This is a genomic window from Streptomyces sp. NPDC021224, from assembly GCF_044332905.1.
GTDB lineage: Bacteria > Actinomycetota > Actinomycetes > Streptomycetales > Streptomycetaceae > Actinacidiphila.
On sequence record NZ_JBIRPW010000001.1, the window covers coordinates 328,246 to 352,421 of the forward strand.

Here is a 24,176-nt window from a genome sequence, read left to right on the forward strand (position 1 = left end):
TCCTGTCACCGATGCCGCCCGCGCCCCCGGCACCTCCGCCTCACGACCGCCAGGACAGTTCGTCGATCGCCCCGGAGGTGCCGTCCGCCGTGCCCGTGCGGGACGTGCCGGTCGTCGTGGACACGGTGAAGGTGAACCGGAACTGCCCGTCGTTGTCGGCGGGGTCGATCTCCCACTCCTGCACCCGCAGGCACGTCGGCCGTACGGTGCCGTCGAGGGTCACCGCGGCGGCGACGCGGTCGAGTTGGGCGGGGGTCAGCTCGCCGGGGTAGACCTCGCCGACACCGGGGGCGGAGTCGGTGACCGTGCCCGCGCCGGGGTCGCCCTTGGCCGGGCGGGGTGTGTAGAGGAAGGGCTTGCCGGGGCGGGTGACGGCGGTGACGGCCTTGCCCCGCTGGGACTCGGCGTCGGCGAGCAGCGTGCGCACCCGCGTCTCCTCGGCGGTCTCCGCCGGTTCCGTGCAGCCCGCGTCGCCGGGGGCGCTCGCGGACGGGTCGGCCGGGACGGACGAGGTGGCCGCGGCGGAGGGCGCGTCGCGCGCCATCGAGGGCGGCGCGCTTCCCGCCGCGCCGTCACGGGAGGAGCCGGGGGGGCCGGAGGAGTCCGATCCGCAGGCGGCCGCACCGCCCGCGACGAGCAGAACCACGGCCACCGCCCTCGCCGTACGCCGGGCGGCACCGCCCCGCAGCAGTCCGAGCACCATGCGCGTTCCCCCCGTTCCGGCCGCTCACCGCCCCCGGCGCGGAGCCGGTACGGGACCGGCGGGGACAGCGGGGCCCATGTGGCGCCGACAAGCCGTCAGCCTACTCACGCCCCCGCCCGGCGCCAACGATCACGGTCCGCCCCCGACCGCCCTGCACCACAACGGTGTACGCGGCCGGGCCCGCCCGGGGCGAGCCGGTGTGCGGCGGGACTCAACCGCCCTGCGCCACACCCGCGTGCGCGGCCAGCACCCGCCAGCCGTCCGACCCGCGCACCCATGTCCTGGTGTACCGCAGCCGGGCCGCGAAGGGCTCGCCGGCTGCGGTGCCGCGCAGGGCGGCGAGCACGTACGTGACGCCGGTGGTGTCCGCGACGGTGACGGTCAGCTCCTCCTGGTCGAAGGCCTCGACGACGAGGGTGCGGGAGCGGTGGGCGGCCAGGTCGTCGGCCTTGGTGAGGACGCCGCCGTCGGGGCCGGTGTAGCGGGCGCGGTCGTCGAGCAGGGCGTCCAGCGCGTCGGCGTCGCCCGCCAGGACCGCCGTCTGGAGGCGCCGTTCGGCCTCCCGCAGCTCCGTTTCGGGCGCTGCCCCGGTCGTCTCGGTCATCACCGAAGTCCTCCCACCCGTAGAGCCGTTACGGGCACCACGCTAGTCCGCCCGCTGGGTCCGCCCGCGCGCCCGGGCCCCCACGACCCGGGCGCGCGGCGGGGAACGGGGGGCTCAGCCGGTGACGGTCAGCTCGGTGATGCGCTGGGCGCCGTCCGCCGTGTCCGGTGCGGCGGAGGTGAGGTCGAGGCGCAGGCGGGCGGTGTGGACGGGGGTGAAACTCACGGTCGTGGGTTCGCCGGACGCGGTCGCCCAGGTCACGGACGGCGCGGCGACGGGCACGAAGCGGTCGCCGTCCCAGGCGGAGACGGTGACCCGCGCCGGGAGGGAGTGCGTGGCGTCGATCGTGAAGGTGACGGCGACCGAGGCGATGTCGCGCGGCTCGGCCCATGTCACGGACACCCAGTCGGCGGCGCGGGCGCCACTGAAGACGGGGAGCAGGGCGGTCGCGGCCTTGCGGAAGGCGTTGGACCATCCGGTGGCCGGATCGCCGTCGAGCATCGCGGCGGGCAGCGTGGTGGCGGCGCCGGAGTAACTGGCGTCCGCCAGCGGGTAGTCGGGGGAAGCGACGGGGCCGGGGGCGAGCCGGGCGGGCGGGGTCGTCACGACGTCGGCGGCGTGGTCGAGGTGGACGGCGACGGTGCCGGCGCGCAGGCCGGGCGCGCTCGCGGTGACGGTGAGGCGGCCCGCCTTCGTACCGGCGCGGACGATCGCGAGCGCCTTGCCGTGGAAGGCGGTGCGGGTGGTGGCCTGGTAGCGCTCGGCGCTCTCCTGGCGGCCGTTGTCGAGTCCGGCGAGCGAGCCGCCGGTCACGGCGAAGGTCAGCAGGTCCTCGGCGCCGGGCACGACGACGCCCCGGGCGTCGATCACCTCGGCGGTGACGTAGACCAGCGAACGCCCGTCCCCGGGCAGGGACTTGCGGTCGGCGGTGAGCCGTACGGAGTGCGCCGGGCCCGCCGTCCGCAGGACGTCGGTGGCGACGGTACGGCCGCCGCGCCGGGCGACCGCCTTCAACTCGCCCGCTGCGAAGGGCACCTGCCACGTCAGGTGCAGCTTGCCCGCGCTGCCGTTGGGGCTGGTGTAGCTGCCGGGGTAGGGGCCGCCGGTGACCGTGCGGTCGTCGCCGGTCGCCTCGGTCGTCTCCAGGTAGGTGCGCCCGTCCGCCGTCTTCTTGGTGTCGAAGCGCCGCACGCCCAGCGACCGGCCGTCGAGGAACAGCTCGACGGTGTCGGCGTTGGAGTACGCCCACACCTCGACCGTCTCGCCCGCCGCGTGGTCGGTCCAGTCCATCGGCACCAGGTGCACCATCGGTTCGCGCGACCACTGGCTGCGGAAGAGGTGGTACATGTCCTTGGGGAAGCCCGCGGTGTCGACCGCGCCGAAGAAGGACGCCTTGACCGGGAAGACGGAGTAGGGCGTGGGCTCGCCGATGTAGTCCATGCCCGCCCACAGGAACTGCCCGGCGAAGAACCGCCGGTCGCGGTCCTTCTTGAGCCCGTACTCGCCGCTGATCGTCCACGAGGCGAGGTTGTTGTCGTACGAGGACGTGGCGCGTCTGCCCGGCGTGTAGTTCTCGCCGGTGTTGAGGTGGCCGGGCTCCTGGTAGGTGCCGCGGGTCGCGGTCTCGGAGGAGGACTCGGACTCGAAGAGGAACAGGTGCGGGTAGCGGGCGTGCAGGGCGTCCACGGAAGCCGCGGTGTTGTAGTTGAGGCCGAGGCCGTCGAGCTTGGCCAGCATGAGGTCGGCGGCCGAGCCGACCGCGGGCAGGCCACGGTACTTGTCGGAGCCGATGACGACGGGCCGGGTCGGGTCGAGGGAGCGCACGACGTCGATGAGGCGCTGGGCCATGTCGAGCCCGGCGGTGCTGGTGGAGTCGGGGATCTCGTTGCCGATGGACCACATGACGACGGCGGGCGAGTTGCGGGCCGCGCGCACCATCTCCGCGATGTCGGCGGAGCTGTCGGTGTCGAAGAAGCGGTGGTAGTCGTAGGTGTTCTTGCCCGTGTGCCAGCAGTCGAAGGCCTCGACCATCATGATGATGCCCAGTTCCTCGCAGATGTCGATCATCTCCGGCGAGGGCGGGTTGTGCGAGGTGCGGTAGGCGTTGACGCCCATCGACTTCATGAGGGTCATCTGGCGCAGCAGCGCGTCCCGGTTGACCGCGGAGCCCAGCGCGCCCTGGTCGTGGTGCAGGTCGACGCCCTGGATCTTGGCGTAGCTGCCGTTGAGGCTCAGCCCCTGGTCGGGGTCGAGGGTGACGTGCCGGAAGCCGAAGACGGCGGGCAGCGCGTCCACCGCCCGCCCGTCCAGGCGCAGTTCGGCCTCCAGCGTGTAGCGGTGCGGGGTGTCGAAGGACCACAGCCGCGGCGCCCTGACCGCCAACTCCACCTCTGCGATGACCGGTTCGGCGCCGGGCAGGTCGAGCGGGGTGCTCGCGGTCGCCACCGCGCGGCCGTCCGGGTCGCGGACGGTGGCCACGACGGTCGCGGTACGGGCCGCGCCGGACTCGTTGACGGCGGTGACCTCGGCCCGTACCGTCGCGGGCTTCCCGGCGGCGAGCGCCTCGGCGAGACCCGGCGTCGTCACGTACGTGCCCTGGCGGGCGATGTGCACGGGGTCGGTCACGACGAGACGGGCGTGCCGGTAGATGCCGCTGCCGGAGTACCAGCGGCTGCTGGGGAGCTGGTTGCGCACCCGCACGGCGAGCACGTTGGGTGTGCGGCCGTCGGTGTGCAGCAGTCCGGTGACGTCGAAGGCGAAGCCGGTGTAGCCGTACGGGTGGCTGCCCGCGAGCGTGCCGTTGACGTAGACGGAGCTGTCCATGTAAACGCCGTCGAACTCGACGGAGATCCGCCGCCCGGCGAGGTCCTTCGGCAGCGTGAACGTCCTGCGGTACCAGCCGAGCCCGCCGGGCAGGAAGCCGGTGCCGCCCGAGGTGTTGTGCTCGGTCGTCGGCGTCAGCTCGATGCTCCAGTCGTGCGGGACGGCGACCGCCCGCCACCGGGAGTCGTCGTAGCCGGGCTCGGCGGCCCCCGCGTACGCGCCCGCGGGGTCGTCGGCACCGTCCAGGTCGGCGAGCGCGAAGCGCCACCCGTCGGACAGGTCGAGGCTGCGGGAGGCCGGATCGAACGCGGCCGCACGCCCCGGGGCGCCGCTCCCCCGGCCGGGAGTGCTCGCCTGCGCGTGTGCGACGAGCCCGGGAAGCGCCGGAACGGCGGCCCCCGCGGCTCCGGTGACCAGGAACGACCTGCGGTTTACCGGCACTGTGACCACTCCTCGGGCAGGCGTACGGGCAGCGGATGCGGGCATGCCACATCCACCAGAATTGATCAGCACCAAACAGAATCGATCAACCCGCCACGGATTCTTGCAGCCCAGCTCCCGCGCCGGTCAAGAGCCGTGCGCGACCTTCCCTCCCCGGCCGCACGCCCTCGCCCCTCCCCGCCCGGGCGCCCTCCGCCGGGCATCACCGCAGCCTGTGCGTCACCCGTGAACAGCCCGTGAGCCCCGCCGCCCGTGCGCGGGTCGTCGCGCGGGGCCGGGCCGGGCGTGCTCTCATGGGGGGAGGACTGCTCGCCGGGAGAATCCGCGGAGGAACGCATGGCCACCTATCGCGTTGCCCAAGTGCCCGCCGCAGGCGGGGCGTTGGCGATCGCCGAGCGCGAGGCGCCGCCGCCGGGACCGGGGCATGTGCGGATCACCGTCGAGGCGTGCGGGATCTGCCACAGCGACGCCGGGTTCGTGGAGGGCGGGTATCCGGGTCTGTCCTACCCGCTCGTGCCCGGACACGAGATCGCCGGGCGGATCGCGGAACTGGGCGAGGGGGTCGCCGAACGCGGCTTCACCGCCGGGGACCGGGTCGCCGTGGGGTGGTTCGGCGGGTCCTGCGGCCACTGCACGGCCTGCCGCCAGGGCGACTTCATCGTGTGCGAGAACCTCAAGGTGCCCGGCTGGGCGTACGAGGGCGGCTTCGGCGAATCCGTCGTCGCGCCCGCCGACGCGCTCGCCCGGATCCCCGACGGCCTGTCGTCCGCCGACGCGGCCCCGCTGGGGTGCGCGGGCGTGACGACCTTCAACGGGCTGCGGCGCAGCGCCGCCCGCCCCGGCGACCTGGTCGCCGTCCTCGGCATCGGCGGGCTCGGCCACCTCGGTGTGCGGTACGCCGCCGCGATGGGCTTCGAGACGGTCGCCATCGCACGCGGGCCCGAGAAGGCGGAGTTCGCCAAGCAACTGGGCGCCCACCACTACATCGACAGCGCCGCCACCCCCGCCGCGGGCGCCCTGCGGGAGCTGGGCGGCGCGAAGGTGGTGCTGGCCACCGTCGGCAACTCCGAGGCGATCGCCTCCACCGTGGACGGGCTCGGCCCGCGCGGCGAACTGGTCGTCATCGGCGCGACCACCGAGCCGCTCGGTATCGCCCCGCTCCAACTGATCATGCAGGCCAGGGTCGTTCGCGGCCACCCGTCCGGCACCTCGCAGGACGTCGAGGACACGATGGCGTTCAGCGCGCTGCACGGCATCACCCCGATGATCGAGACGGCCCCGCTGGCCGACGCCGACGCCGCCTACCGCCGGATGCTCTCGGGCAAGGCCCGCTTCCGCATGGTGCTGCTCCCGCACGAGGGCTGATCCGCCCGCCCCGCCCGTCCGGGTACGGACGCGAACCCGCCGCCGGGATCCGGCGACGGGTTCGCGGGCGGTGCGCGCGGGTCCGCTCGCGCGGGCGGCGGCGGACGGCGGCCGGGCTGCGCCCCCGGCACCGTCAGGCGGCGTCGAGCGCGGCGGTGATCTTGCGGGTCATGTCCGCCATGACCGGGGCCAACGCGCCCTTCTGGGCGAGCGAGGCGGCCTCGACCGCGGTGAGGACGGTGCCGCGGAAGCCGGCCGCCTCCTGCGCGTCCTGCTTCTTCAGCAGGCTCATGGTCGCGGTCAGCGCGGGCAGCACGCGGTCGGCCATCTCCGCGACGGACCGGCCGCCGAGGTCGCCGATCTTCGACTTGGCGGCGAGGACGTGGCCGACCTCGCCGGTCGCCGAGGCGAGCGCGATCGAACCGTGGGTGGCGGCCTTGTGCGGCTTGCCGGTCGCGCCCGCGGCGGCCATGAGGCTGACGGCGCCGTAGGCGGCGGTGCGGAGGGTCTGCTCGTCCTGGGCGGAGAGGGTGAGTGCCATGGTGGTCTGCTCCTTCGGCCGGGGCCGGGGCCCCCTTGCGGGCCCCGCGCTTCCTCGTGGAACAGAGCTTCCGCCGGGCGGGTTTCACACCGGTCGCACGGCGCTTTCAGCACCGGGCGGGCGGTGAAACCCGCCGGAACCGGCGGGTGGTGCGGCGCTACGGTGCCGGGGACGGCTGCGCGCGGGCGGCGCCGAACTCATCTGCGGGATCGTGCGGTGCGAGCGCGCCTTCCTGCCGGCGTACGTCCGCGACCCGGAGAACACCGTCGTCGGGCGCGCGGAGGAGCCGGGCCCCTCCGCGGCCACGGACGCGGACGCGGGCGCGAGCGCGAGCGCGGACGCGGACGCGGGCCTCAGTAGCCGACGGTGAAGCGCTCCCCGATGTGCCGCGGGTGCTCGACCTCGTCGAGGACGGCGACGGCGTAGTCCTCGGTGGAGATCCGGCTGCGGCCGTCCGCGCCGACGACCAGGTCGTCCAGCGCGATGCGGTACGTGCCGGTACGCTCGCCGGGCTCGATCGTCGCGGCGGGGCTGAGGTTGGTCCAGCGCACGTCGTCGACCGTGCGGAGGTGGTCCAGGGCGTCGCCGTGCGCGTGCATGATCTGGAGCAGGAACTCGGGCAGCCCCTCGGCGTCCCACACCCGCGTGCCGTCCGGTGTGCGCAGCGATCCGGCGCCGCCGACGACGATCGCCCGCGGCGCGTCGGCCCCGAGCGCGCGCAGCCCCGCGACCAGCGACTCGACGCTCGGCTCGATGAGGGCCAGGTGCCCCGGCCCGTCGCCGCCGCCGACCGCGCTGATCACGACGTCCTGCCCGCGGCCCGCCTCGGTGACCGACCCCGGGTCCAGCACGTCCCCGACGACCACGGCGAGGTCGGGGTCCGCGAGCGTGAGCCTCGCCGGGTCGCGGACGACGGCCGTGACCTGGTGGCCGCGCCGCAGCGCCTCCGCCAGGACGCGCGTTCCGATGGTTCCGGTGGCGCCGTACAGCGCGATCTTGGACACGTGGTGCTCCCGCTCCGAGGTGGTCGTTCAGCCGTTCCCGCCACCTCACCACACCCGCGGCCCGCCGTTCGCCGCCCCCGCCGACGCGACCCGATCGGCGCACACCGCCCGCGGGTTACTCGCAGACGGCCGCGGCACGGCGGGCCGCCCGCCGGGACCACGCGCCCGACGGGATCCGCGCGGGATCCGCGGGCCGGGTCACGGTCAGGGTCCGGTCCCGCAACCGGGTGCCGGACCGGGTCAGCCGGTGGCCCCGGCCAGGCGCCGCATGATCGCCATCAGCTCGTCGGGCGGAACGATGCTCGACATGCGGCTCGCCGGGTCGAAGTGCGTGATCGACGTCAGGGTGCCCGCGCGCCACCAGAACACCCGGGGGGACAGCCGTCCGGGCCCGTCCTCGTAGGCGCCCTGGCCGAACTGCGCCAGGGAGTTGACGGCCTCCGCGACGTGCCGGTCGGCGAGCGGGTGGAAGACCAGGTTGTGCCGGTTCGGGACGACCAGCAGCACGCCCTCCGCCGGGAGCGCGGGGCCGCCCGCGGCCCGTACCGCCTCCTCGAACACGAGCACCTTGCTGGCCGCGAACACCGACTCCGGGTGGCCGAGCAGGTGCAGGACGGCGCCGCCGGGCAGGTCGACGGTGTCGTAGTCGACGGGCGAGGCCAGCAGGTTGGCGCGGGCGGCGGCGACCAGGGTGTCCCACGGGACGCGGGCCACGTCGCTGTCGTCGAGGACGCGGACGGTGTCGGGGGTGTCGAGGGCAATGCCGGCCAGCAGGTCGGTGGCCAGCGGGCGCAGGTAGCCGAACTGCCCGCGCGCCTCCTGGGGTATCGACTCCTCGGCGACCAGCCGCAGATACACGTCGCGCAGGGGGCCCTGGGCGGTGGCGTGGTCGGCGGGGGCTTGCGGGTGGCTCATGCGCGGTTCCTCGGATCGTGCGGCCGCGGCCGGTCGCCGGGCACGTCGGACGGAAGCTCCGTCCGCCGGTCGCGGCCGGATCTGTTGCCCCATCAGATCACGGGGGTACGACAGCGCGGCATGCAGCCGGGTACAGGTCGGGTGCGGGCCGGGTGCGGCGCCGCAGGGGCATGGGCAGGGGCGTGGGCAGTCGGCGCGGGGCACCCCTAGAATCGGACAAACGTGCCGCCGGCCCGGGGGCGAGCCCGTGGGGGGCCGCGGGCGGGCGGGGTTCGGGGAGGGCAGTCACCGTATGAGTCGTCGCTCCGCCAGTGGTCCGCTGGCCGCGTGGGCCGAGGCGCAGCGGCGCCAGCAGCGCCAGCAGGAGGCCCAGGTGCGCGCCCAGGCGCAGGCCCAGCGGCAGCGGGCGCAGCAGCAGCGGGCGTACGAGCGGGAGGTGGCCCGGCGGGACCGGGAGCGGCAGGCGGCCTACCGGCAGGGCCAGGAGGCCGAGGCGCAGCGGCTGACCGACGAACTCGACCAGCGGGTGGCCGCGCTGGAGGGTCTGCTCGCGGCGGGGTGCCGGGCGCCCGCCTTCGGGACGGGGGGCCTGGCGCGCTCCGAGCGGTTGCAGCCGTTCGACCCGGGTCCGCTCGGGCGGCCCGTGCCGATGCCCGACCCGGCGCGCTACCGCCCGCCGCAGAACGCCGCGTGGGGCCGGGGCGCCCGGCGCCGCGCGGAGGACGAGGCGCAGGCGCGCTACGCGCACGACCTGCGCGCGGCCCAGCACGCGGAGCAGCAGCGGCAGACCCAACTCGCCGCCTACCGGCGGCAGTACGACGAGTGGGCGGCCACCGCGCTGGCCGCGATACGCCGCCACAACACCGAAGTGGCCGCCTCCGTGGCCGCGTTGCGCGGCGGCGACCCGCAGGCCGTCGTCGAGTTCTTCTCCGCCGCCCTCTACGCCTCCACCGCCTGGCCGGAGGATCTGCCGCGCTCGGTGAGCGCCGCGTACGACCCGGCGCAGCGGCAGCTCGTGCTGACGTGGCAGCTCCCGGCGTACGACGTGGTGCCGGAGACGAAGTCGGTGCGCTACATGCCGACCGCCGACCGGCTCAAGGAGACGCCCCGCCCGGCGACCCAGCGCCGCGCGCTCTACCGCGACCTGCTCGCGCAGTGCGTGCTGCTCGCACTGCGCGACCTGTTCGCGGCGGACGAGCCGGGCGCCCTGGAGTCGGTGGCGCTCACCGGTTACGTGGACGGCCACGACCCGGTGACCGGCCGCCGTTCGCAGCTCCAGCTCGCGTCCGTCACCGCCACCCGCGGCGACTTCGAGCGACTGGACCTCGCGCGGGTCAGCGCCGCGGACTGCCTGGTGGAGGCGCTGGGCGGCCAACTGTCCGCGCGACCGGACCAGTTGGCGGCGATACGTCCGGGCAGGCTGCCGGAGGACGTGGGCGGCGCGGCGGGCGGCTCCGCGGTCGTGACGCACGGCGGGGACAACGAGCCCGACCTCTTCACGATGGATCCGCTCGTCTTCGAACAGCTCGTCGCCGAGCTGTTCCGGGCGATGGGCATGCAGGCCGTCACGACCGTGCGCTCCGGCGACGGCGGGGTGGACGTGGACGCCCTCGACCCGGCGCCGATCACCGGCGGTTCGATCGTGGTGCAGGTCAAGCGCTACCGGCACACCGTCCCGCCCACCGCCGTCCGCGACCTGTTCGGCACCGTGCAGCACGCGGGCGCCAACAAGGGCGTGCTGGTGACGACGTCGCGTTTCGGCCCGACCGCGCACACCTTCGCGCACGGCAAGCCGCTCGAACTCGTCTCCGGCGAACAGCTGGTGGAGCTGCTGCACGCGCACGGCCTGCGCGGCCGCCTCGGCCCGTCGCCGACGGCCGCCCCCGTACCGCCGCAGGACGACGACGAACCCGCCGACGACCACAACGTGCTGGCCCTGAGCTGGACCGGGGACGTGCCGCTGGACGTGTGCGCGCTGGTGTGCGCGGGCACCACCGCGCTCAGCGACGAGCACTTCGTCTTCTACAACAACCCCCGCACGCCCGACGGCACGGTCCGCGCGATCCCCGCGCCGCCGCCCGACCGGGCCGCGCTGCGGGTCGCCTTCGACGCGCTGCCCGCCCGCGCCGACCGGCTCGTGCTGGCCGCCGCGCTCGACCCGACCGCGGTGACCGCGCACACCGACCTGACCGCCTTCACGTCCGCGACGCTGCGGCTGCTGGACGCCGCCCGCGCCGACCTCGGCTCGCTCGCGGTGTCGGAGGGCCGCCCCGGCGAGACCGCGCTCGTCCTCGGCTCCTTCCGCCGCCGCGCGTCCGGCGACTGGGACTTCGTGCCCGGCGGCAAGGGCTACCCGGGCGGTCTGGAGGCCCTCATCCACGACTACGGCATCGACACGGAGTAGTCCCGGCGCCGCACGCCCCGCACGCCTCTGACGTGCACACACGTCCCGCCATGCGGAATGACGGAACCGTGGCGCCGTCAGGTGTTCACCTCGACGTCCGTTCCCGGGCAAGTACGACCGCCTAGCGTCAGCAGCCATGGACACGGATGCGAGCAGGGACATGAGGACGGAATCGGGCGCCGCGGCGGCGGCAGGCGGCCAGGTCACGCGGCGCGGGCTGATCGCCGGGGCGGTGGCGGCGGGCCTCGTCGCGGGCGGGGTCGCCGCCGGCGCGGCCCCCGCGTACGCGGCGGGCGGCGGCGACGCGCAGGGGCACGGGCACGACGGGCCCGGGGGCGACGGACCGGGGCAGCCCGCGCGCTTCAAGGCGCCGGTGTACGACCTGGCCGTGGACGGCGAGTCGGTCGTCGCGGGCCGGGTGGACCGGCCGGTCGCCCCGGGCATCGTGCTGACGTCCTTCGACCTGTTCGGGCGGACGGGCTGGATGCGCGCCCATGTGCTGAACGCCGACCTGGGCACCGCGTCGGTGTCCGTCGACCTGGTCGCCGCCGAGGTCAGCCACGCGCGGCCGCTCGCGGGCGCGGCGGACGGGCAGCACGCGGTGGCCGCCGTCAACGGCGACTACTTCGACATCACCGAGACCTACGCGGCCGAGGGCCCGGAGATCAAGGGCGGTCAGCTGCGCAAGGGCACGAGCACCGCGCAGACGGTCATGGCGATCGGCGCCGACCGTGTCGCGCGGCTCGCGGACCTCATGATCACCGGTACGGTCACGGTCGCGGGCACCGCGCGCCCGCTCGCCGCGCTCAACTCGCCCACCGTCCCGGCGAACGCGGTGTCGGTCTACACCCCGCTGTGGGGACCGGCCGACCGCACGCTGCTCCAGGACCCGGGCCCGTACACCGAAGTCGTCGTCAGCGGCGGCGTGGTGAGCGCAGTGAACGCGCAGCTGACGTCAACGGCCGTACCTGCCGACGGCTTTGTCGTACTGGGCCGCGGCACGGCGGCCGCGCAGCTCGCCTCGGTGCGCCAGGGCGACCCGGTGAGCGTGGACTTCGCGCCGAAGAGCGACGCGCCCGGCGTGCCGGCCGTGGCGCTGGGCAGCGGCGCGGTGCTGGTCGAGGCGGGCACGGCGGTGGACTTCCCGCCGAGCACCGGCAACGACGCGCCCAAGCCGCGTACCGCGGTGGGCTGGCCGCAGGGCGGGCACCGGCTGCTGCTGGTCGCCGTGGACGGCTCGGCGAACTTCTCCGCGGGGCTGAGCTTCGACGACATGGCCGTGCTGATGGCGCGGCTCGGCGCGTACGAGGCCTTCATGCTGGACGGCGGCGGCTCCACCGAGATCGTCGCGCGGCGCCCCGGCGACAGCGGTGTGAGCGTCGTCAACACGCCCTCGGACGGCGGCGAGCGGCCCGTGCCGAACGGCGTCGGCCTCTTCTCCCGGCCGGGCTCGGGCCAGTTGCGCGGCCTGGACGTGCGCCCGCGGGCCGACCGCGTGGTGCCGGGCCTGACGGTGGACGTCGCCGTGGCCGGTTACGACGAGGCGTGGGGCCCGGCGGGCACCGGCGGCCACAAGGTCGGCTGGTCGGCGACGCCCGGCTCGCTCGGCTCCGTCAGCGACGGCGTCTTCCGTGCCCGCCGCTCCGGTGCCGGTGTGCTGCGCGCCCACGCGGGCGCGGCCGACGGCGAGGCCGGGCTGCGCGTGCTGGGCGAGCTGCACCGGCTGGCCTTCACGCAGCGCGCGGTCACGATCGACCCGGGCGCGACCGCGACCGTGGCGCTGACCGGCTACGACGCGGACGGCTTCGACGCGCCGGTCGCACCGCGCGACGTCGCGCTCGACTACGACAAGGCCGTCCTCACGGTCACCGCGACCGCCACCGGCCTGACCGTCACCGGCGCCGCGGACGGCGGCGGCACGACGGCGACGCTCACCGCGACCGTGCAGGGTGTCACCGCCAGGCTCCCGGTCACCGTCGGCCTGGTGGACGTCTCGCTCGGCGAGTTCGAGGCCGCCGGGCAGTGGACGGCGCTGGCCGCGCGGGGTACGGCGTCGGTCGCGGTGGTCGCCGCCGACGACCGCCCCGGGGCCGCGGCCGGGAACCACGCGCTCCAGCTGACGTACGACTTCACCGGGCAGTCCAGCACGTCGGCCGCCTACGCGGTGGCCACGCCCGGACCGCTCACGCTGCCGCCGGGCACCAAGAAGCTCGCGCTGTGGGTCAACGGCGACGGCAAGGGCCACTGGCTGCGGGCGATGCTCTCCTCGCAGGGCACCACCAACGTGCCCTTCACCTTCGCCACCGTCGTCGACTGGACGGGCTGGCGGCGGGTCGTCGGCGACCTCCCCGCGGGCTTCTCCGACCCCGTCACGCTCTCCCGCCTCTACATCGCCGAGACCGCGCAGACCAACAAGAACGCAGGCGTGCTGCTCTTCGACGGTCTCGCCGCACAGGTCGGGCAGGAGCCGGACGCGTCCGAGCCGCCGCAGCCCGACCCGTACGTCGTCGAGCAGGGCGAACTGCCCGACCGGCGCTGGACGTTCGCGGTGCTCTCCGACCTGCACATCAGCGCCGCCGCCGGGCCGGACTCCTTCTCCGGGCGGCAGGCCGTCGAGGCGCTCGGCCAACTCGTCGCGAGCAAGCCGGACTTCGTGCTGATCAACGGCGACTTCGTCGACAACAACACGCAGGCCGACTTCGACCTCGCGCTCGGCCTGCTGCGCGACCACGTCCCCGCCGGCCTTCCGGTCTACTGGACGCCGGGCAACCACGAGGCGGGCCTGTCGGCGACCGGCGGTCTGGACACCTTCCTGTCCGCGACCGGCCGTCCCAACAAGCAGGTGCTGGACCACAAGGGTGTGCGCTTCATCCTGCTGGACTCGCACACCGGCGACATGCGCACCTCCGACTGGTCCCAGGTGCCGCTGCTCCAGGCCGAGTTGGCGAAGGCGGCGAAGGACGGCTCGGTCACCGGCGTCGTGGTGTCCTTCCACCACCCGCTCAGCGACCCCTCCGGCGCGGGCGCCTCGCAGCTGTCCGACCAGCTGGAGGCGGGCCTGCTCCAGCGGTGGCTGGCGGACTTCCGCGAGCAGTCCGGCAAGCCCGTCGCGCTGTTCACCGGCCACGCGCACACCGCGTCCGTCACGCGCGCGGACGGCGTCCTCGACATCACCACCCCGGCCGTCGGCAAGACCCCCTACAGCTCGCCCGACCAGGGCGGCTTCTTCGGCTGGATGCACGTCGCCGTCGATCCGCGCCCGGCGCGCATCAGGGCCGGGGAACCCAGCCCCGACACCCGCGAGTGGCTGGTGGCCGAATCCCGTCCGCTCATCGACGGCATCGAACTCGCCGCCCCGGCGCGGCTCGCGCGCGGCGCCTCGGCGGACGTCACCGCCACCGGTATCACCAGCGAGTTCGGTCTGCGCTTCCCGCTGCGCTTCCCGGCGAGCGTGACCTGGTCCGGCAGCCGCGGCCTGGCCGTGGCCCGCACGTCCGCCGAGGCCGCGGCCGCGCGCCGCCGCCACGGCACGCTCGCCGTCCTCGACCTCGCCGCGGGCACGCTCACCGCGGTCGGCAGAGGCGAGGTCACGCTGACGGTGGCCGCGGGCGGGCTGACGTCCTCGGCGAAGGTGACACTGGGCTGAGCCGGGCCCGTCCGCCCCGCGCCCCGGCAGGCGGCGCGGGGCGGACGGGACCTGGAGCCGCTATTCCGGGACGACCCGGAAGCGCTCGGCCACCACGAGCGTGCCCCCGTCGACGACCGGGGTGCGGCCCAGGAAGTCGCGGACGCCCTCGCTCGTGAAGAAGTCCACGTGCGCGTCCCGCCACTGCGCCGCGTCGGCGTAACCGCGCCCCTCGGCGTGCGCGAAGTCGTCCCCGACCTCCGCCATCGGCAGCACGGTCACCTCCACCAGCTCGATCGTGACGGCGTGGGCGCCGTCGGAGTCGACGACGGAATAGCGCTGCCCGACCGCCGGCAGCGCCTCGCCCGCGTGCTCGTAGATCTCCTTCAGGCCGGTGAGGGCCGTCTTCTCGCCGCTGCGGATCGCGGCCACACCGCGGTCGCGCTCCGGTCCGGGGAAGGCGAGTTCGAGCACCGGCAGTTCGTGATCGCTCATACGGCGAGCGTACGAAGGGGCGTCCGGCGGTCACAAGGCGATTCCGCGCGGGGCGTAAGACACGGAGCAGGTCCGTAGGACACCACGGCCGTCACCTGCTGCGGGCTGCGGGCGGCGGTGTTGCCGGATCGGCAAATGATCTTGGTGGGCCGGGTACCGGTGCGGATGATCAGGGACGGAGCCCGTCCCCTCGCCCCTTCCGGAGGAGCGCCATGCCGCAGCAGTTCACCCACCGGCTCGTCCCGTCGCCCGCGGGGCGGACACACGTGGTGGAGCACGGGGAGGGGCCGCTCGTGCTGCTCGTCCACGGCTTCCCCGAGTCCTGGTACTCCTGGCGGGCCCAGCTGCCCGCGCTCGCGGCGGCCGGATTCCACGCGGCGGCCGTGGACGTCCGCGGCTACGGGCGCTCCTCGCGGCCCGCGGAGCCGGAGGCGTACCGCATGACGGAGCTGGCCGCCGACGCGGCCGCCGTCGTCCACGCGCTCGGCGACGGACCCGCGGTGATCGTCGGGCACGACTGGGGCGCGAACATCGCCGCGAACGCCGCGCTGCTGCACCCGGACGTCTTCCGCGCGGTGGGGCTGCTGAGCGTGCCGTACGCGCCGCGCGGCGGACCGCGGCCGTCCGGGATCTTCGCCTCGATGGGCGGCGACGAGGAGTTCTACGTCTCCTACTTCCAGCAGCCCGGCCGCGCCGAGGCCGAGATCGAACCCGACGTCCGCGGCTGGCTCGCGGGCTTCTACGCGGCGATGTCCGCCGACACGATGCCCGAACCCGGCGCCCCCGACCCGCACTTCGTCCGCCCCGGCGGCACCCTGCGCGAGCGCTTCCCGCACGACCGCACCCCCGCCTGGCTCGGCGAGACCGAACTCGACTTCTACGCGGGCGAGTTCGAGCGGACCGGGCTCACCGGGGCGCTCCACCGCTACCGCAACCTGGACCGCGACTGGGAGGACCTCGCGGCCTTCGACGGCGCCCCGGTGCGGCAGCCGTCCCTCTTCGTCGGCGGCGCCCTCGACGCCTCCACGGCATGGATGTCGCAGGCGATCGACGCCTTCCCCGCGACGCTGCCCGGCCTGGTCTCCCACCACATCCTCGACGGCTGCGGCCACTGGATCCAGCAGGAGCGCCCCACCGAGGTCAACGCCCTGCTGACCGGCTGGCTCACCGGCCTCCCGCCCGCCTGAACACTGCCCCTATCGTGGGACGGTGACCACCCCGCCCGCGCAGCCGCCCCAGCCGCCTCAGCCGCCCCTCACCGACGACGCCCGCGAAGCCGCCGTCCGGCGGCTGCGCGAGGCGTACGCGGCCGAGCACCTCACGCACGAGGAGATGGACGAACGCCTCGGCCGGGCCCTCACCGCCCGCACCGAGGCGGACCTCGCGGCCGCCGTCGACTCCCTCCCGGCCGAGCCCCCGGGCCCCGAGGAGACCGCCGTCACCATCAGCGCCGCCACCGGCCGTATCCGGCGCGGCGGCGCGTGGCAGCTCCCCCGCAGGCTGAAGGTCGAATCCGCCTTCGGCAAGGTCCGGCTCGACCTGTCCCGCGCGGTGTTCCCGCACCCCGTCCTCGACCTCGAACTCGCCCTCGGCACGGGCAGCGCGCGCATCACCGTGCCGCGCGACGCGATCGTCGAGGTCGGCGACCTCACGACCACCTGGAAGGACCTGCGCTACCGGCCCCGCCCCACCACCTCCGCCACGGCGCCGACCATCCGGGTGTCCGGCGTCGTCGGCTTCGGCCGCATCAAGATCCGCCACGCCCGCCGCTGACCCCGCTCCCGCGGGTGACCCGCCACGCCCGCCGCCGAGTTCGCCTCCGCGGGTGACCCGCCACGCCCGCCGCGGAGTTCGCCTCCGCGGGTGACCCGCCGCCCGGGGGCGTCCCCCGCGTGCCGACCCGCTGTCTGCATCAGCACGCGGCGGCCCCGCCTAGGCTGGCGGAGGACCGGCCGGTGTGCGGTCCGGACGGAGCGGAGGTGGTCGCGATGGCCCGGTACCTCGTCGGCTCGCGGGCGAGCAATCTCGCGCGGGCACAGGTGCGGCAGTACCTCGCGCCGCTGCGGGAGCGCTTCCCGGAGGCGGAGTTCACCCACCGGGTGATCCTGGAGGGCGGCGACCGCGACCGCCGCTCGGGCCTCGCGGACGTCTCCGCGGGCAGCGGCGGCTCGGCGTTCAGCAGCGCGCAGGAGGCGGCGCTCGCCCGCGGCGAGGTGGACGTGGTCGTCCACTCGCTCAAGGACCTGCCCACGGCCGTACCCGAAGGCCTCACGCTGCTGCCGCCGCCGGGCCGGGAGGACGTGCGCGACGCGCTGTGCGGGGCGACGCTCGCCGGACTGCGGAAGGGGGCGCGGGTCGGTACGGGCGCGGCCCGGCGGGCCTCGCAGCTGCGGGCGGTACGGCCGGACGTCGAGATCGTCCCGATCCGCGGCAACGTGCCGCCGCGGCTGCGCAAGATCGAGTCGGAGGGCCTGGACGCGGTCGTCCTCGCCGCGGCGGGCCTGCGCCGCCTGGGCCTGGACGACGCGATCGGCGAACTGCTGCCGCTCGACCTCTTCCCGCCGAGCCCCGGCCAGGGCGCCCTCGGCATCCAGGTCCGCACCGACGAGGCCTCCGTGCCGCTGCGCGCCCTGCTCGCCACCACGGCCGACCCCGCCGCCGACGCCGCCGTACGGGCCGAACGCGCGCTGCTCGCGGAACTGCACGGCGGGTGCAGCGTCCCCGTCGGCGCCTACGCCCGGCTCCTCCCGGACGGCACCCTCAGCCTGCTGGGCCAGGTCGGCTCCCTGGACGGCACGACCCAGCTCACGGCCTCCCTCGCCGACGCCGCCCACTCCCCCGAGGCCCTCGGCCGCGCCGTGGCCGCCGACCTCGTCGCGCAGGGCGCCCACGCGCTCCTGGACGCGGCGCGGGGCACGCGCTGAGGCACCCGCCGAGGCACCGCTAGGGAAGCGGTTCCGGCGGGGTGGCGGCGCGGTCGTCGAAGGCCACCCGCGCGGTGAGGATCTGCTGTGCGTGCCGCACCGACCACGCGCTGATCGCGCTCGTGACCTGCCCGGCCTCGACGCCGAGGTCGGTCAGCGCGTACTCCACGCGGGGCGGCACGGTCGGGTAGACGGTGCGCCGCACGAGGCCGTCGCGCTCCAGTGAACGCAGCGTCTGCGTCAGCATCTTCTGGGTGATCCCGTCCAGCAGCCGCCGCAGTTCGCTGAAGCGCATCGGGCGGTCGTAGCGGCGCAGGGCCGCGAGGACGTACAGCACCCACTTGTTGGCGAGGGCCTCGACGACGGTGCGCGAGGGGCAGTCGCGCCGGTAGGTGGCGTCGAGTTCCTCCGGCGTGATCCGCCCCGACATGGTTTCCATAAGGTACCTGGATATCAATCAGGTGCCTTCTTCACAAGAGGTACCGGCACGTCGTTGGATGTGAGCACCACCCCTCGACGAGCCCGGGAGAACGTCCAGATGAGCCCTCAGATGCGCGCGGTCGGCCAGCGCCGCTACGGCGGTCCCGACGTCCTGGAGGTCGTCGAACTCCCCCGCCCGGTCCCCGGACCGGGCCAGGCGCTCGTGCGCGTCCAGGCCGCCGGGGTCAACCCGGCCGACTGGAAGATCCGCTCCGGCGCCATCCGCCGCCTCGGCGAACCGCCCTTCACCCTCGGCCTCGACGTGTCCGGCGTCGTCGAGGCGGTCGGCCCCGGCGTCACCCGGATCCGCCCCGGCGACGAGGTGTACGGCTGCGCCTTCCCGCCGGGCGGCGCCTACGCGGAGTACACCGCGGTGTCCGCGGACGCGATCGCCCTGCGCCCCCCGTCCCTCGGCCCCGTCCAGGCTGCCGCCCTCCCCGTCACCGCCCTCACCGCCTGGCAGTCCCTCGTCCGCACCGCCGGCGTCCGCGCGGGCCACCGCGTCCTCGTCCACGCCGCGGCGGGCGGCATCGGCCACCTCGCCGTCCAGATCGCCAAGTCCCGCGGCGCGTACGTCATCGGCACCGCGCGCGCCGCCAAGCACGCCTTCCTCCGCGACCTCGGCGCCGACGAACTCGTCGACTACACGACGACCGACTTCGCCGCGGCCGTCCACGACATCGACATCGTCCTCGACCCGATCAGCGACACCTACGGCCCCCGCTCCCTCCCCACCCTCGCCCCCGGCGGCCACCTCGTCGACGTCCGCGGCACCGGCCCCGACCGCACCGCCGTCCGCGCCCAGGCCACCGAACTCGGCCTCCGCTTCACCGAATTCGGCTTCACCCCGTCCGCCCCCGACCTGGAGGAGATCGCCACCCTGATCGCACGCGACGCCCTCCACGTGACCGTGGACCACGTCCTCCCCCTGGAGGAGGCGGCGAAGGCACACGAACTGAGCGAGTCGGGGCGGGTGACGGGGAAGATCGTGCTCACGGTCTGACTGCCGGGACGAGCCCGGCGGAGGCACAGGTGCCCGGGGCCGGCACCGGAGGCCGCGGAGCAGCCCTGACGTCAGCGCTCGGGTGAAAGTTCCGCGGCAGCGGGGAATCCCAACGCGTCCAGGAGGTCGAAGAAGACGTCCTCCGCCGAGCCTTCCTCCGAGCGCAGTACCTCTTCGATACGCGCGCGGTCCGCCACCCCGACGCCCGCGGACGCGGCCCAGGCGATGGCGCCCGCCGCGACGTCCGGCACCTCCGCGTCGAGTTCCGCGCGTATGAGGCGTGCCGCTTCCGCGAACTCGGGGCTGCTCCACCACACGCTGCTGTCGTCCATGTCCTCGGGATCCTCGACCCTGAGGTTGGCGGCCACGTCCGGGCGAAGCCAGGCCTCCCACTGTCGGCCGTCCGTTCCGAGGCCGGTCAGGTGAGCCATGTCGCTGTCGTAGAACCACGCGGTGCATGCCGGTGCACCCGTGCACGCCACGAGAGCGGGCAGCTGGCTCACGTTCCAGCTGTCCGGGTCCAGCTGAAGCGTCTGCCAGCCCCCGGGCCGTGCCCACAAGGTGTGCGCTGCGGCCCGCCCGTTCCGGCCGAGCCCGTCGAACACCGGTGCTTCCAGAAGCGGTCGCTCGCTGCGTGCGACGATGAAGTGGCCCCAAAAGCCCATGATCCCCTGCTTTCGAAAAGGTGTCCGCATGCTAGGGCCGGGCACTGACAGCGCCCTGGCCCACCGCGGCTGTCCGGGGGCCGGGCGGCCCTCCCCGGCCTCCGCTGCGAGCCGCAGCCTCAGCTGCCGTTCAGGGCTCGGCCCAGCAGGGGTAGATCTCGGAGGTGTGGCGGACGCCCGCGGCGTCCAGGGCGCTGTCGAGGCCGGCGAGGGCCTCGGGCGTCACGTCGCCCTCGGCGTGGCCGAGATGCGTCTCGGCGGTGGGTCCGGCGAAGAGTCCGGGCCCGTCGACGAGGAGGCCGAGGTCCGGGCCGTCCCGGTGGAAGACGTCGAGCACGAACACGTAGTAGCCGTGCCCGGCCGGCTCGGGGCCATCTCCCTTGTCACGGGCCGGATCCCGAACCCGTCGGCGTGCATCAGCACTCCCGGGTGCCGGTCCCCCTCCTCGGGGAAGGCGGCGACCGCGTCGGCCCTGCCGTCGGCGCTCAGCACAGCACCGGGTCACCGATCCGTGCGCGGCGCGAGGCCGTCCCGGTAGTCATGGCCGCAACGTAGCGCAGGACCTGGGCTTCGATGCGGACTCCGGTGCCGACTCGGACACGACCGGCCCGCATTGTCGGCGGGGTGGGGAAGCCCCCACGTGGCAGCGCGATGTCGCCACCGCCGGAGAGGGCATCCTGGTCAAGGCGGGCCACCTCTACGAGCTGGAGTACGAGTTCGCCTGGCCCGGCCCCGTCGAAGAGCTGTCGCACAACCTCCGAGGAGACCACGTGAACCAGCACACCACCGCCCCCGGCGTCCTCGTACGCGTGCGGCGGGACAGCGATCTCGCCGAGGCGGCCCAGGGGCTCGGCGTCGTGCACGTGACGGACGGCTATCCGATGGAGGAGGTGGGCGACCCCGTGGGGTGGCTCAGCCCGCCGGGGATGGTGGGGGCGTGGGTGGCGGAGCTGGAGGGGCGGGTGGTCGGGCATGTGGCCGTCACCCGGGGTGGCACGCACGAGGTCGCCGTGCGCATGTGGGTGGAGCGGAGCGGCGCCGATCCGGGCGAAGTCGACGTCCTGGCACGGCTCTTCGTCGTCCCCGAAGGCCGGGGGCACGCGGCCGGGGCCGCGTTGGTGGCGGCGGCCACGGCTGACGCACGGGCCCGCGGGATGCGGCTCGTGCTCGACGTCCTGAGCAAGGACGCCGCGGCGATCAGGCTCTACCGGCACCTGGGCTGGGCCGAGCTCGGCTCCGTGGTGCACGAGTTCGCGAGCGGCCCGGTGGACGCGCTGTGCTTTGTCTCGCCCGAGGGGCGTACGACTTCGTGAGCCGCTCAGGACACTGAGGACGCAACGCGCTGGGCGAACCACCGTGTACCCCCGTGAAAGCGGCCACGCGCCGTACGCTGGCTGTGACTTCGCCGCAAGGAGGGCAGGGCCATGGTCCCCTCGGACGACGGTACGCCGGACCCGTACGCGGATCCGCTGGTCTTCGGGCAGCGGCTGCAGATACTGCGGACGCGCAAGGGCATCACCCGGGAGCAACTCGGCGGGCTCGTCGGGCGGTCCGGGTCGTGGGTGAAGGGTGTGGAGAGCGGGCGGCTCAAGACGCCCAAGCTCGAGGTGATCCTGCGGATCGCCGAGGTGCTGCGCGTGCGGGACCTGGCAGAGCTGACCGGCAGCCGGTCGATGAACGTGAGCCTCTTCGCCGGTCCGGGACACCCGCGGCTCGCCGCCGTCCGCGCGGCGGTGGACGCCTACCCGGTCGGTTCCGACGAGGCCGCGCCGCCGGTGGCGCACCTGCGGGCGCGGCTCGACCACGCGTGGGCCGCCCGGCACAGCGCGCCCAACCACCGCGAGGTGCTGGGGGCGCTGCTGCCGGAGCTGATCCGCGACGTGCAGGCAGCGGTGCGGCAGTCGGACGGGGCAGCAGGCCGGCGGGCGACGCAGGCGCTGCTCAGCGAGACGTACTCGCTGTGCCAGTTCTTCGTCGCCTACCAGCCGGATGCGGCGCTGCTGTGGCGGGTCGCCGAACGCGGGCTGGTCGCCGCGCAGGAGAGCGAGGACCCGCGGGCCATCGGCACGGCGGCGTGGCTCGCCGCCCAGGCACACCGCGACACCGGGCCCGCCCACTTCGACGCGGCGGACGCCGTGAACCTGCGGAGCCTGGAGTACCTGACGCCGCTGCTGCCGGACGCGCCGGACGACGTGCTGGCGATCGCGGGTGCGTTGACCTTCGAGGCCGGATACACGTCTGCACGCCGCGGGGACACGGGCACGGCGTGGCGCTACTGGGACCGGGCACGCGCCATGGCCGAACGGCTCCCGGCCGGTTACTACGACCCCGTCACGTCCTTCTCGCGGGCCATCATGGGCGCCCACGCCGTCACGGTGGCGGTCGAACTCCATGCGGGCGGGGAGTCCGTGCGCCAGGCGGCGGCAGCCGAGGCCGCGACCATCCCCTCACGTCCCCGCCGGGCCCGGCACCGCATCGAGGAAGCCCGCGGCTACCACCTCGACGGCCAGCCGGACGTGGCCCTGGCGACGCTGGACAAGGCGCACGAGACGGCCCCGGAGACGATCAAGTACAACGGCTACGCCAAGCGGATCGTGCTGGAGGAGACGGAGTCCCGGGATCCCGCGCGGCGCAGGCGGGCCGCCCGGCTCGCGGTGAAACTGGGCGTCCTGGCGGCGTGACCGAGGGGACACAATCTGTGCCCCCTCCTCGCGGCGACCGCTCGTAGCGTCGTTGACCGAAAGGACCCCCGCGGCCGTGCGACCGGCCCAGGGGCGTGGTCAACGCCGTTGAGGAGCGCCGACATGCACGAGCCTCACCGCCCCCGCCATGCACTCCGGAGGCCCGCGTGGTGATCCCCGTGACGCACCCCGAGTCCGGTGGGGAGAACGATCTCGTCGCCGAGAAGCTGTGGCCGCCCGCCCCACGCACGGTGAGCCGGGCGCGCCGGTTCCTCGTCCGGCAGCTCGGCCTCTGGGACCTGACGCAGCTCACCGACAGCGCCGAGCTGATCGTGTCCGAGCTGGTCACCAACGCGATCACGCACGCGTACCCGCCGTACGGCCACCTGATCGCGACACGGCTGGAGCGGCTGGAATCCGGCATCCGCATCGAGGTGCACGACGCCGGTACCGCCCTGCCGGAGCGCAGACGGGCGGGCGAGGACGAGGAGTCGGGCCGCGGTCTGTGCCTGGTGGACGCCCTCACCGGCGGCCAGTGGGGCGTGAGTTGCCGGAGCGGACCGGGCAAGGCGGTCTGGGCGCTGTGCACGGATCCCGGCCGGGGCACCGGCGAGGCAGCCACCCGGGCAACGGGTCTTACGGCGCCCTGAACAGCCCCGGGAAGCGTGGGGCCAGCCAGGGGCGGGGGCCGGAGGGGAGGACGGCGCCGCGGGTGGCGGCGGACCAGGGGGTGCGGCGGCCCAGCGCCATGAGGAGGAAGCTCACCGGCTCCAGGGCGATCGTGCAGTCGGGGCGGCGCGGCGGTTCGTCGCTCACCTCCACCGCGCCGGAGGTGAAGGTCACCGCGAAGGGCGGGACGGCGGTGCCGCGCAGCCGGAGGCGGTAACAGGCGGTGTGGGCGGCGGCGTTGCGCGGGTCGACGACGCGGGGCATGGCCGTACGGAGGAAGGGGACGGTCAGGGCCGCGTTCGCGGGGGTGAGCATGTGGGGGCGGCGCAGGGCCACCGCGATGTCGTAGCCGTGGCCGAGGATGTGCGTGAGCAGGTAGGAGCCGAAGGTCGCCAGGTCCATCGGGCCCATGGGGGTGTCCGCCGGGGCGGACGGGGAGCGGGACGCGGCCGCGGCCGTGAACGCGCGGGCCGAGGCGCTCATCGCCTCGGCGAGGACGGCCGGGTCCCGCTCCCCGTAGGCCGCGAGGGCGTCCGCGTTGGCGGCGGCGAGCCCGCCGGGGGTGCCGTCCCCGTACGTCCCGTGCTCCTCCCCGGCCGCGAGCCCGGCCATCAGCCGGTTGGCGAGCACGAGGTGGGCCGCGGCCTCCCCGACCGTCCACGCCGAGCGGGGTATGCGCACCCCGGCGCCGGGCCCGGCCGCGCCCCGCAGCAGCTCGGCGGTACGGTCGGCCGCGTCGTGCACGGCGAGGGTCACGGCGTCGGTGCTCATGGCCGAGAAGCGTGCGCCCCCGCGGACGTCCTGTCCAGAGGCCGTCCGAAGGCCGTCCGGCGG

At 75.0% G+C, this 24,176-nt stretch carries 21 protein-coding genes and 1 pseudogene; 11 read left to right on the forward strand and 11 right to left on the reverse strand.

The annotated features are described in order from the left end of the window. Positions 1–40: 40 nt before the first annotated feature. The 3 genes from ACH4PY_RS01370 to ACH4PY_RS01380 form a co-directional block, all read right to left on the reverse strand. The gene (locus tag ACH4PY_RS01370) at positions 41–703 is read right to left on the reverse strand and encodes a hypothetical protein (RefSeq protein WP_398174472.1); all 663 of its coding nucleotides are present in this window, start codon (positions 701–703) and stop codon (positions 41–43) included. 211 nt (positions 704–914) lie between these two features. Beyond that, the gene (locus tag ACH4PY_RS01375; RefSeq protein WP_398174475.1) at positions 915–1,307 is read right to left on the reverse strand and encodes a nuclear transport factor 2 family protein; all 393 of its coding nucleotides are present in this window, start codon (positions 1,305–1,307) and stop codon (positions 915–917) included. A 114-nt stretch (positions 1,308–1,421) separates the two neighbouring features. Beyond that, positions 1,422–4,571, reverse strand: coding sequence for a glycoside hydrolase family 2 TIM barrel-domain containing protein (locus tag ACH4PY_RS01380; RefSeq protein ID WP_398174478.1), 3,150 nt, complete (start codon positions 4,569–4,571; stop codon positions 1,422–1,424). Positions 4,572–4,907: 336 nt separating this feature from the next. On the opposite strand from ACH4PY_RS01380, the gene ACH4PY_RS01385 reads away from it, so the two are divergent. After that, positions 4,908–5,936 carry an alcohol dehydrogenase gene (locus ACH4PY_RS01385; protein WP_398174481.1) on the forward strand — a complete coding sequence of 343 codons (1,029 nt, stop codon included), beginning with the start codon at positions 4,908–4,910 and terminating at the stop codon, positions 5,934–5,936. Positions 5,937–6,069: 133 nt separating this feature from the next. Here the strand turns inward: ACH4PY_RS01385 and ACH4PY_RS01390 are convergent, their stop codons facing one another. Then, positions 6,070–6,477, reverse strand: coding sequence for a hypothetical protein (locus ACH4PY_RS01390; RefSeq protein ID WP_398174484.1), 408 nt, complete (start codon positions 6,475–6,477; stop codon positions 6,070–6,072). A 211-nt stretch (positions 6,478–6,688) separates the two neighbouring features. On the opposite strand from ACH4PY_RS01390, the gene ACH4PY_RS01395 reads away from it, so the two are divergent. Beyond that, positions 6,689–6,847 (forward strand): hypothetical protein, encoded by a 159-nt coding sequence (locus ACH4PY_RS01395; RefSeq protein ID WP_398174487.1) that lies wholly within the window; start codon positions 6,689–6,691, stop codon positions 6,845–6,847. On the opposite strand, the gene ACH4PY_RS01400 is transcribed toward ACH4PY_RS01395, so the two are convergent. Continuing rightward, entirely contained in the window at positions 6,831–7,481 is a 651-nt protein-coding gene (locus ACH4PY_RS01400; RefSeq protein ID WP_398174490.1) for an NAD(P)-dependent oxidoreductase, read from the reverse strand. The genes ACH4PY_RS01395 and ACH4PY_RS01400 overlap by 17 nt on opposite strands. A 240-nt stretch (positions 7,482–7,721) precedes the next feature. Further along, the gene (locus tag ACH4PY_RS01405) at positions 7,722–8,396 is read right to left on the reverse strand and encodes a hypothetical protein (protein WP_398174493.1); all 675 of its coding nucleotides are present in this window, start codon (positions 8,394–8,396) and stop codon (positions 7,722–7,724) included. A gap of 292 nt (positions 8,397–8,688) precedes the next feature. Between ACH4PY_RS01405 and ACH4PY_RS01410 the strand changes: the two genes are divergently transcribed. Then, complete coding sequence (locus ACH4PY_RS01410; RefSeq protein ID WP_398174496.1) at positions 8,689–10,800, forward strand: restriction endonuclease; 2,112 nt, start codon at positions 8,689–8,691, stop codon at positions 10,798–10,800. 160 nt (positions 10,801–10,960) lie between these two features. Further along, positions 10,961–14,446, forward strand: coding sequence for a phosphodiester glycosidase family protein (locus ACH4PY_RS01415; RefSeq protein WP_398174499.1), 3,486 nt, complete (start codon positions 10,961–10,963; stop codon positions 14,444–14,446). Positions 14,447–14,506: 60 nt separating this feature from the next. On the opposite strand, the gene ACH4PY_RS01420 is transcribed toward ACH4PY_RS01415, so the two are convergent. Continuing rightward, positions 14,507–14,920: an ASCH domain-containing protein gene (locus ACH4PY_RS01420; protein WP_398174502.1), complete on the reverse strand. Its 414-nt coding sequence runs from the start codon at positions 14,918–14,920 to the stop codon at positions 14,507–14,509. A 212-nt stretch (positions 14,921–15,132) separates the two neighbouring features. On the opposite strand from ACH4PY_RS01420, the gene ACH4PY_RS01425 reads away from it, so the two are divergent. From ACH4PY_RS01425 to hemC, 3 genes are all read left to right on the forward strand, one after another. Next, positions 15,133–16,107, forward strand: a complete 975-nt coding sequence (locus ACH4PY_RS01425) for an alpha/beta fold hydrolase (protein ID WP_398174505.1) — start codon at positions 15,133–15,135, stop codon at positions 16,105–16,107. Positions 16,108–16,129: 22 nt separating this feature from the next. After that, positions 16,130–16,693: a DUF1707 domain-containing protein gene (locus ACH4PY_RS01430; protein ID WP_398174508.1), complete on the forward strand. Its 564-nt coding sequence runs from the start codon at positions 16,130–16,132 to the stop codon at positions 16,691–16,693. A gap of 215 nt (positions 16,694–16,908) precedes the next feature. Continuing rightward, positions 16,909–17,844 carry a hydroxymethylbilane synthase gene (gene hemC, locus ACH4PY_RS01435; RefSeq protein WP_398174511.1) on the forward strand — a complete coding sequence of 312 codons (936 nt, stop codon included), beginning with the start codon at positions 16,909–16,911 and terminating at the stop codon, positions 17,842–17,844. Positions 17,845–17,863: 19 nt separating this feature from the next. Here the strand turns inward: hemC and ACH4PY_RS01440 are convergent, their stop codons facing one another. Next, a complete protein-coding gene (locus ACH4PY_RS01440; protein ID WP_398174514.1) occupies positions 17,864–18,283 on the reverse strand; it encodes a winged helix-turn-helix transcriptional regulator in 420 nt (139 codons plus the stop codon). Positions 18,284–18,382: 99 nt separating this feature from the next. On the opposite strand from ACH4PY_RS01440, the gene ACH4PY_RS01445 reads away from it, so the two are divergent. After that, the gene (locus tag ACH4PY_RS01445; protein ID WP_398174517.1) at positions 18,383–19,327 is read left to right on the forward strand and encodes an NADP-dependent oxidoreductase; all 945 of its coding nucleotides are present in this window, start codon (positions 18,383–18,385) and stop codon (positions 19,325–19,327) included. Positions 19,328–19,398: 71 nt separating this feature from the next. Here ACH4PY_RS01445 and ACH4PY_RS01450 read toward each other — a convergent pair whose 3' ends face one another. Both ACH4PY_RS01450 and ACH4PY_RS01455 read right to left on the reverse strand, forming a co-directional pair. Continuing rightward, entirely contained in the window at positions 19,399–19,992 is a 594-nt protein-coding gene (locus ACH4PY_RS01450) for a hypothetical protein (RefSeq protein ID WP_398174520.1), read from the reverse strand. A gap of 148 nt (positions 19,993–20,140) precedes the next feature. Further along, a pseudogene (locus ACH4PY_RS01455) lies at positions 20,141–20,415 on the reverse strand (hypothetical protein); the annotation flags it as partial. A gap of 347 nt (positions 20,416–20,762) precedes the next feature. Between ACH4PY_RS01455 and ACH4PY_RS01460 the strand changes: the two are divergent. The 3 genes from ACH4PY_RS01460 (at position 20,763) to ACH4PY_RS01470 (ending at position 23,323) form a co-directional block, all read left to right on the forward strand. Then, positions 20,763–21,305: a GNAT family N-acetyltransferase gene (locus ACH4PY_RS01460; RefSeq protein ID WP_398174523.1), complete on the forward strand. Its 543-nt coding sequence runs from the start codon at positions 20,763–20,765 to the stop codon at positions 21,303–21,305. A 111-nt stretch (positions 21,306–21,416) separates the two neighbouring features. Beyond that, entirely contained in the window at positions 21,417–22,673 is a 1,257-nt protein-coding gene (locus tag ACH4PY_RS01465) for a helix-turn-helix domain-containing protein (protein ID WP_398174526.1), read from the forward strand. 167 nt (positions 22,674–22,840) lie between these two features. Then, positions 22,841–23,323 (forward strand): ATP-binding protein, encoded by a 483-nt coding sequence (locus tag ACH4PY_RS01470; RefSeq protein ID WP_398174529.1) that lies wholly within the window; start codon positions 22,841–22,843, stop codon positions 23,321–23,323. On the opposite strand, the gene ACH4PY_RS01475 is transcribed toward ACH4PY_RS01470, so the two are convergent. Further along, positions 23,310–24,113, reverse strand: coding sequence for a maleylpyruvate isomerase family mycothiol-dependent enzyme (locus ACH4PY_RS01475; RefSeq protein ID WP_398174532.1), 804 nt, complete (start codon positions 24,111–24,113; stop codon positions 23,310–23,312). The two genes, ACH4PY_RS01470 and ACH4PY_RS01475, sit on opposite strands and share 14 nt — an antisense overlap. Positions 24,114–24,176 lie beyond the last annotated feature (63 nt).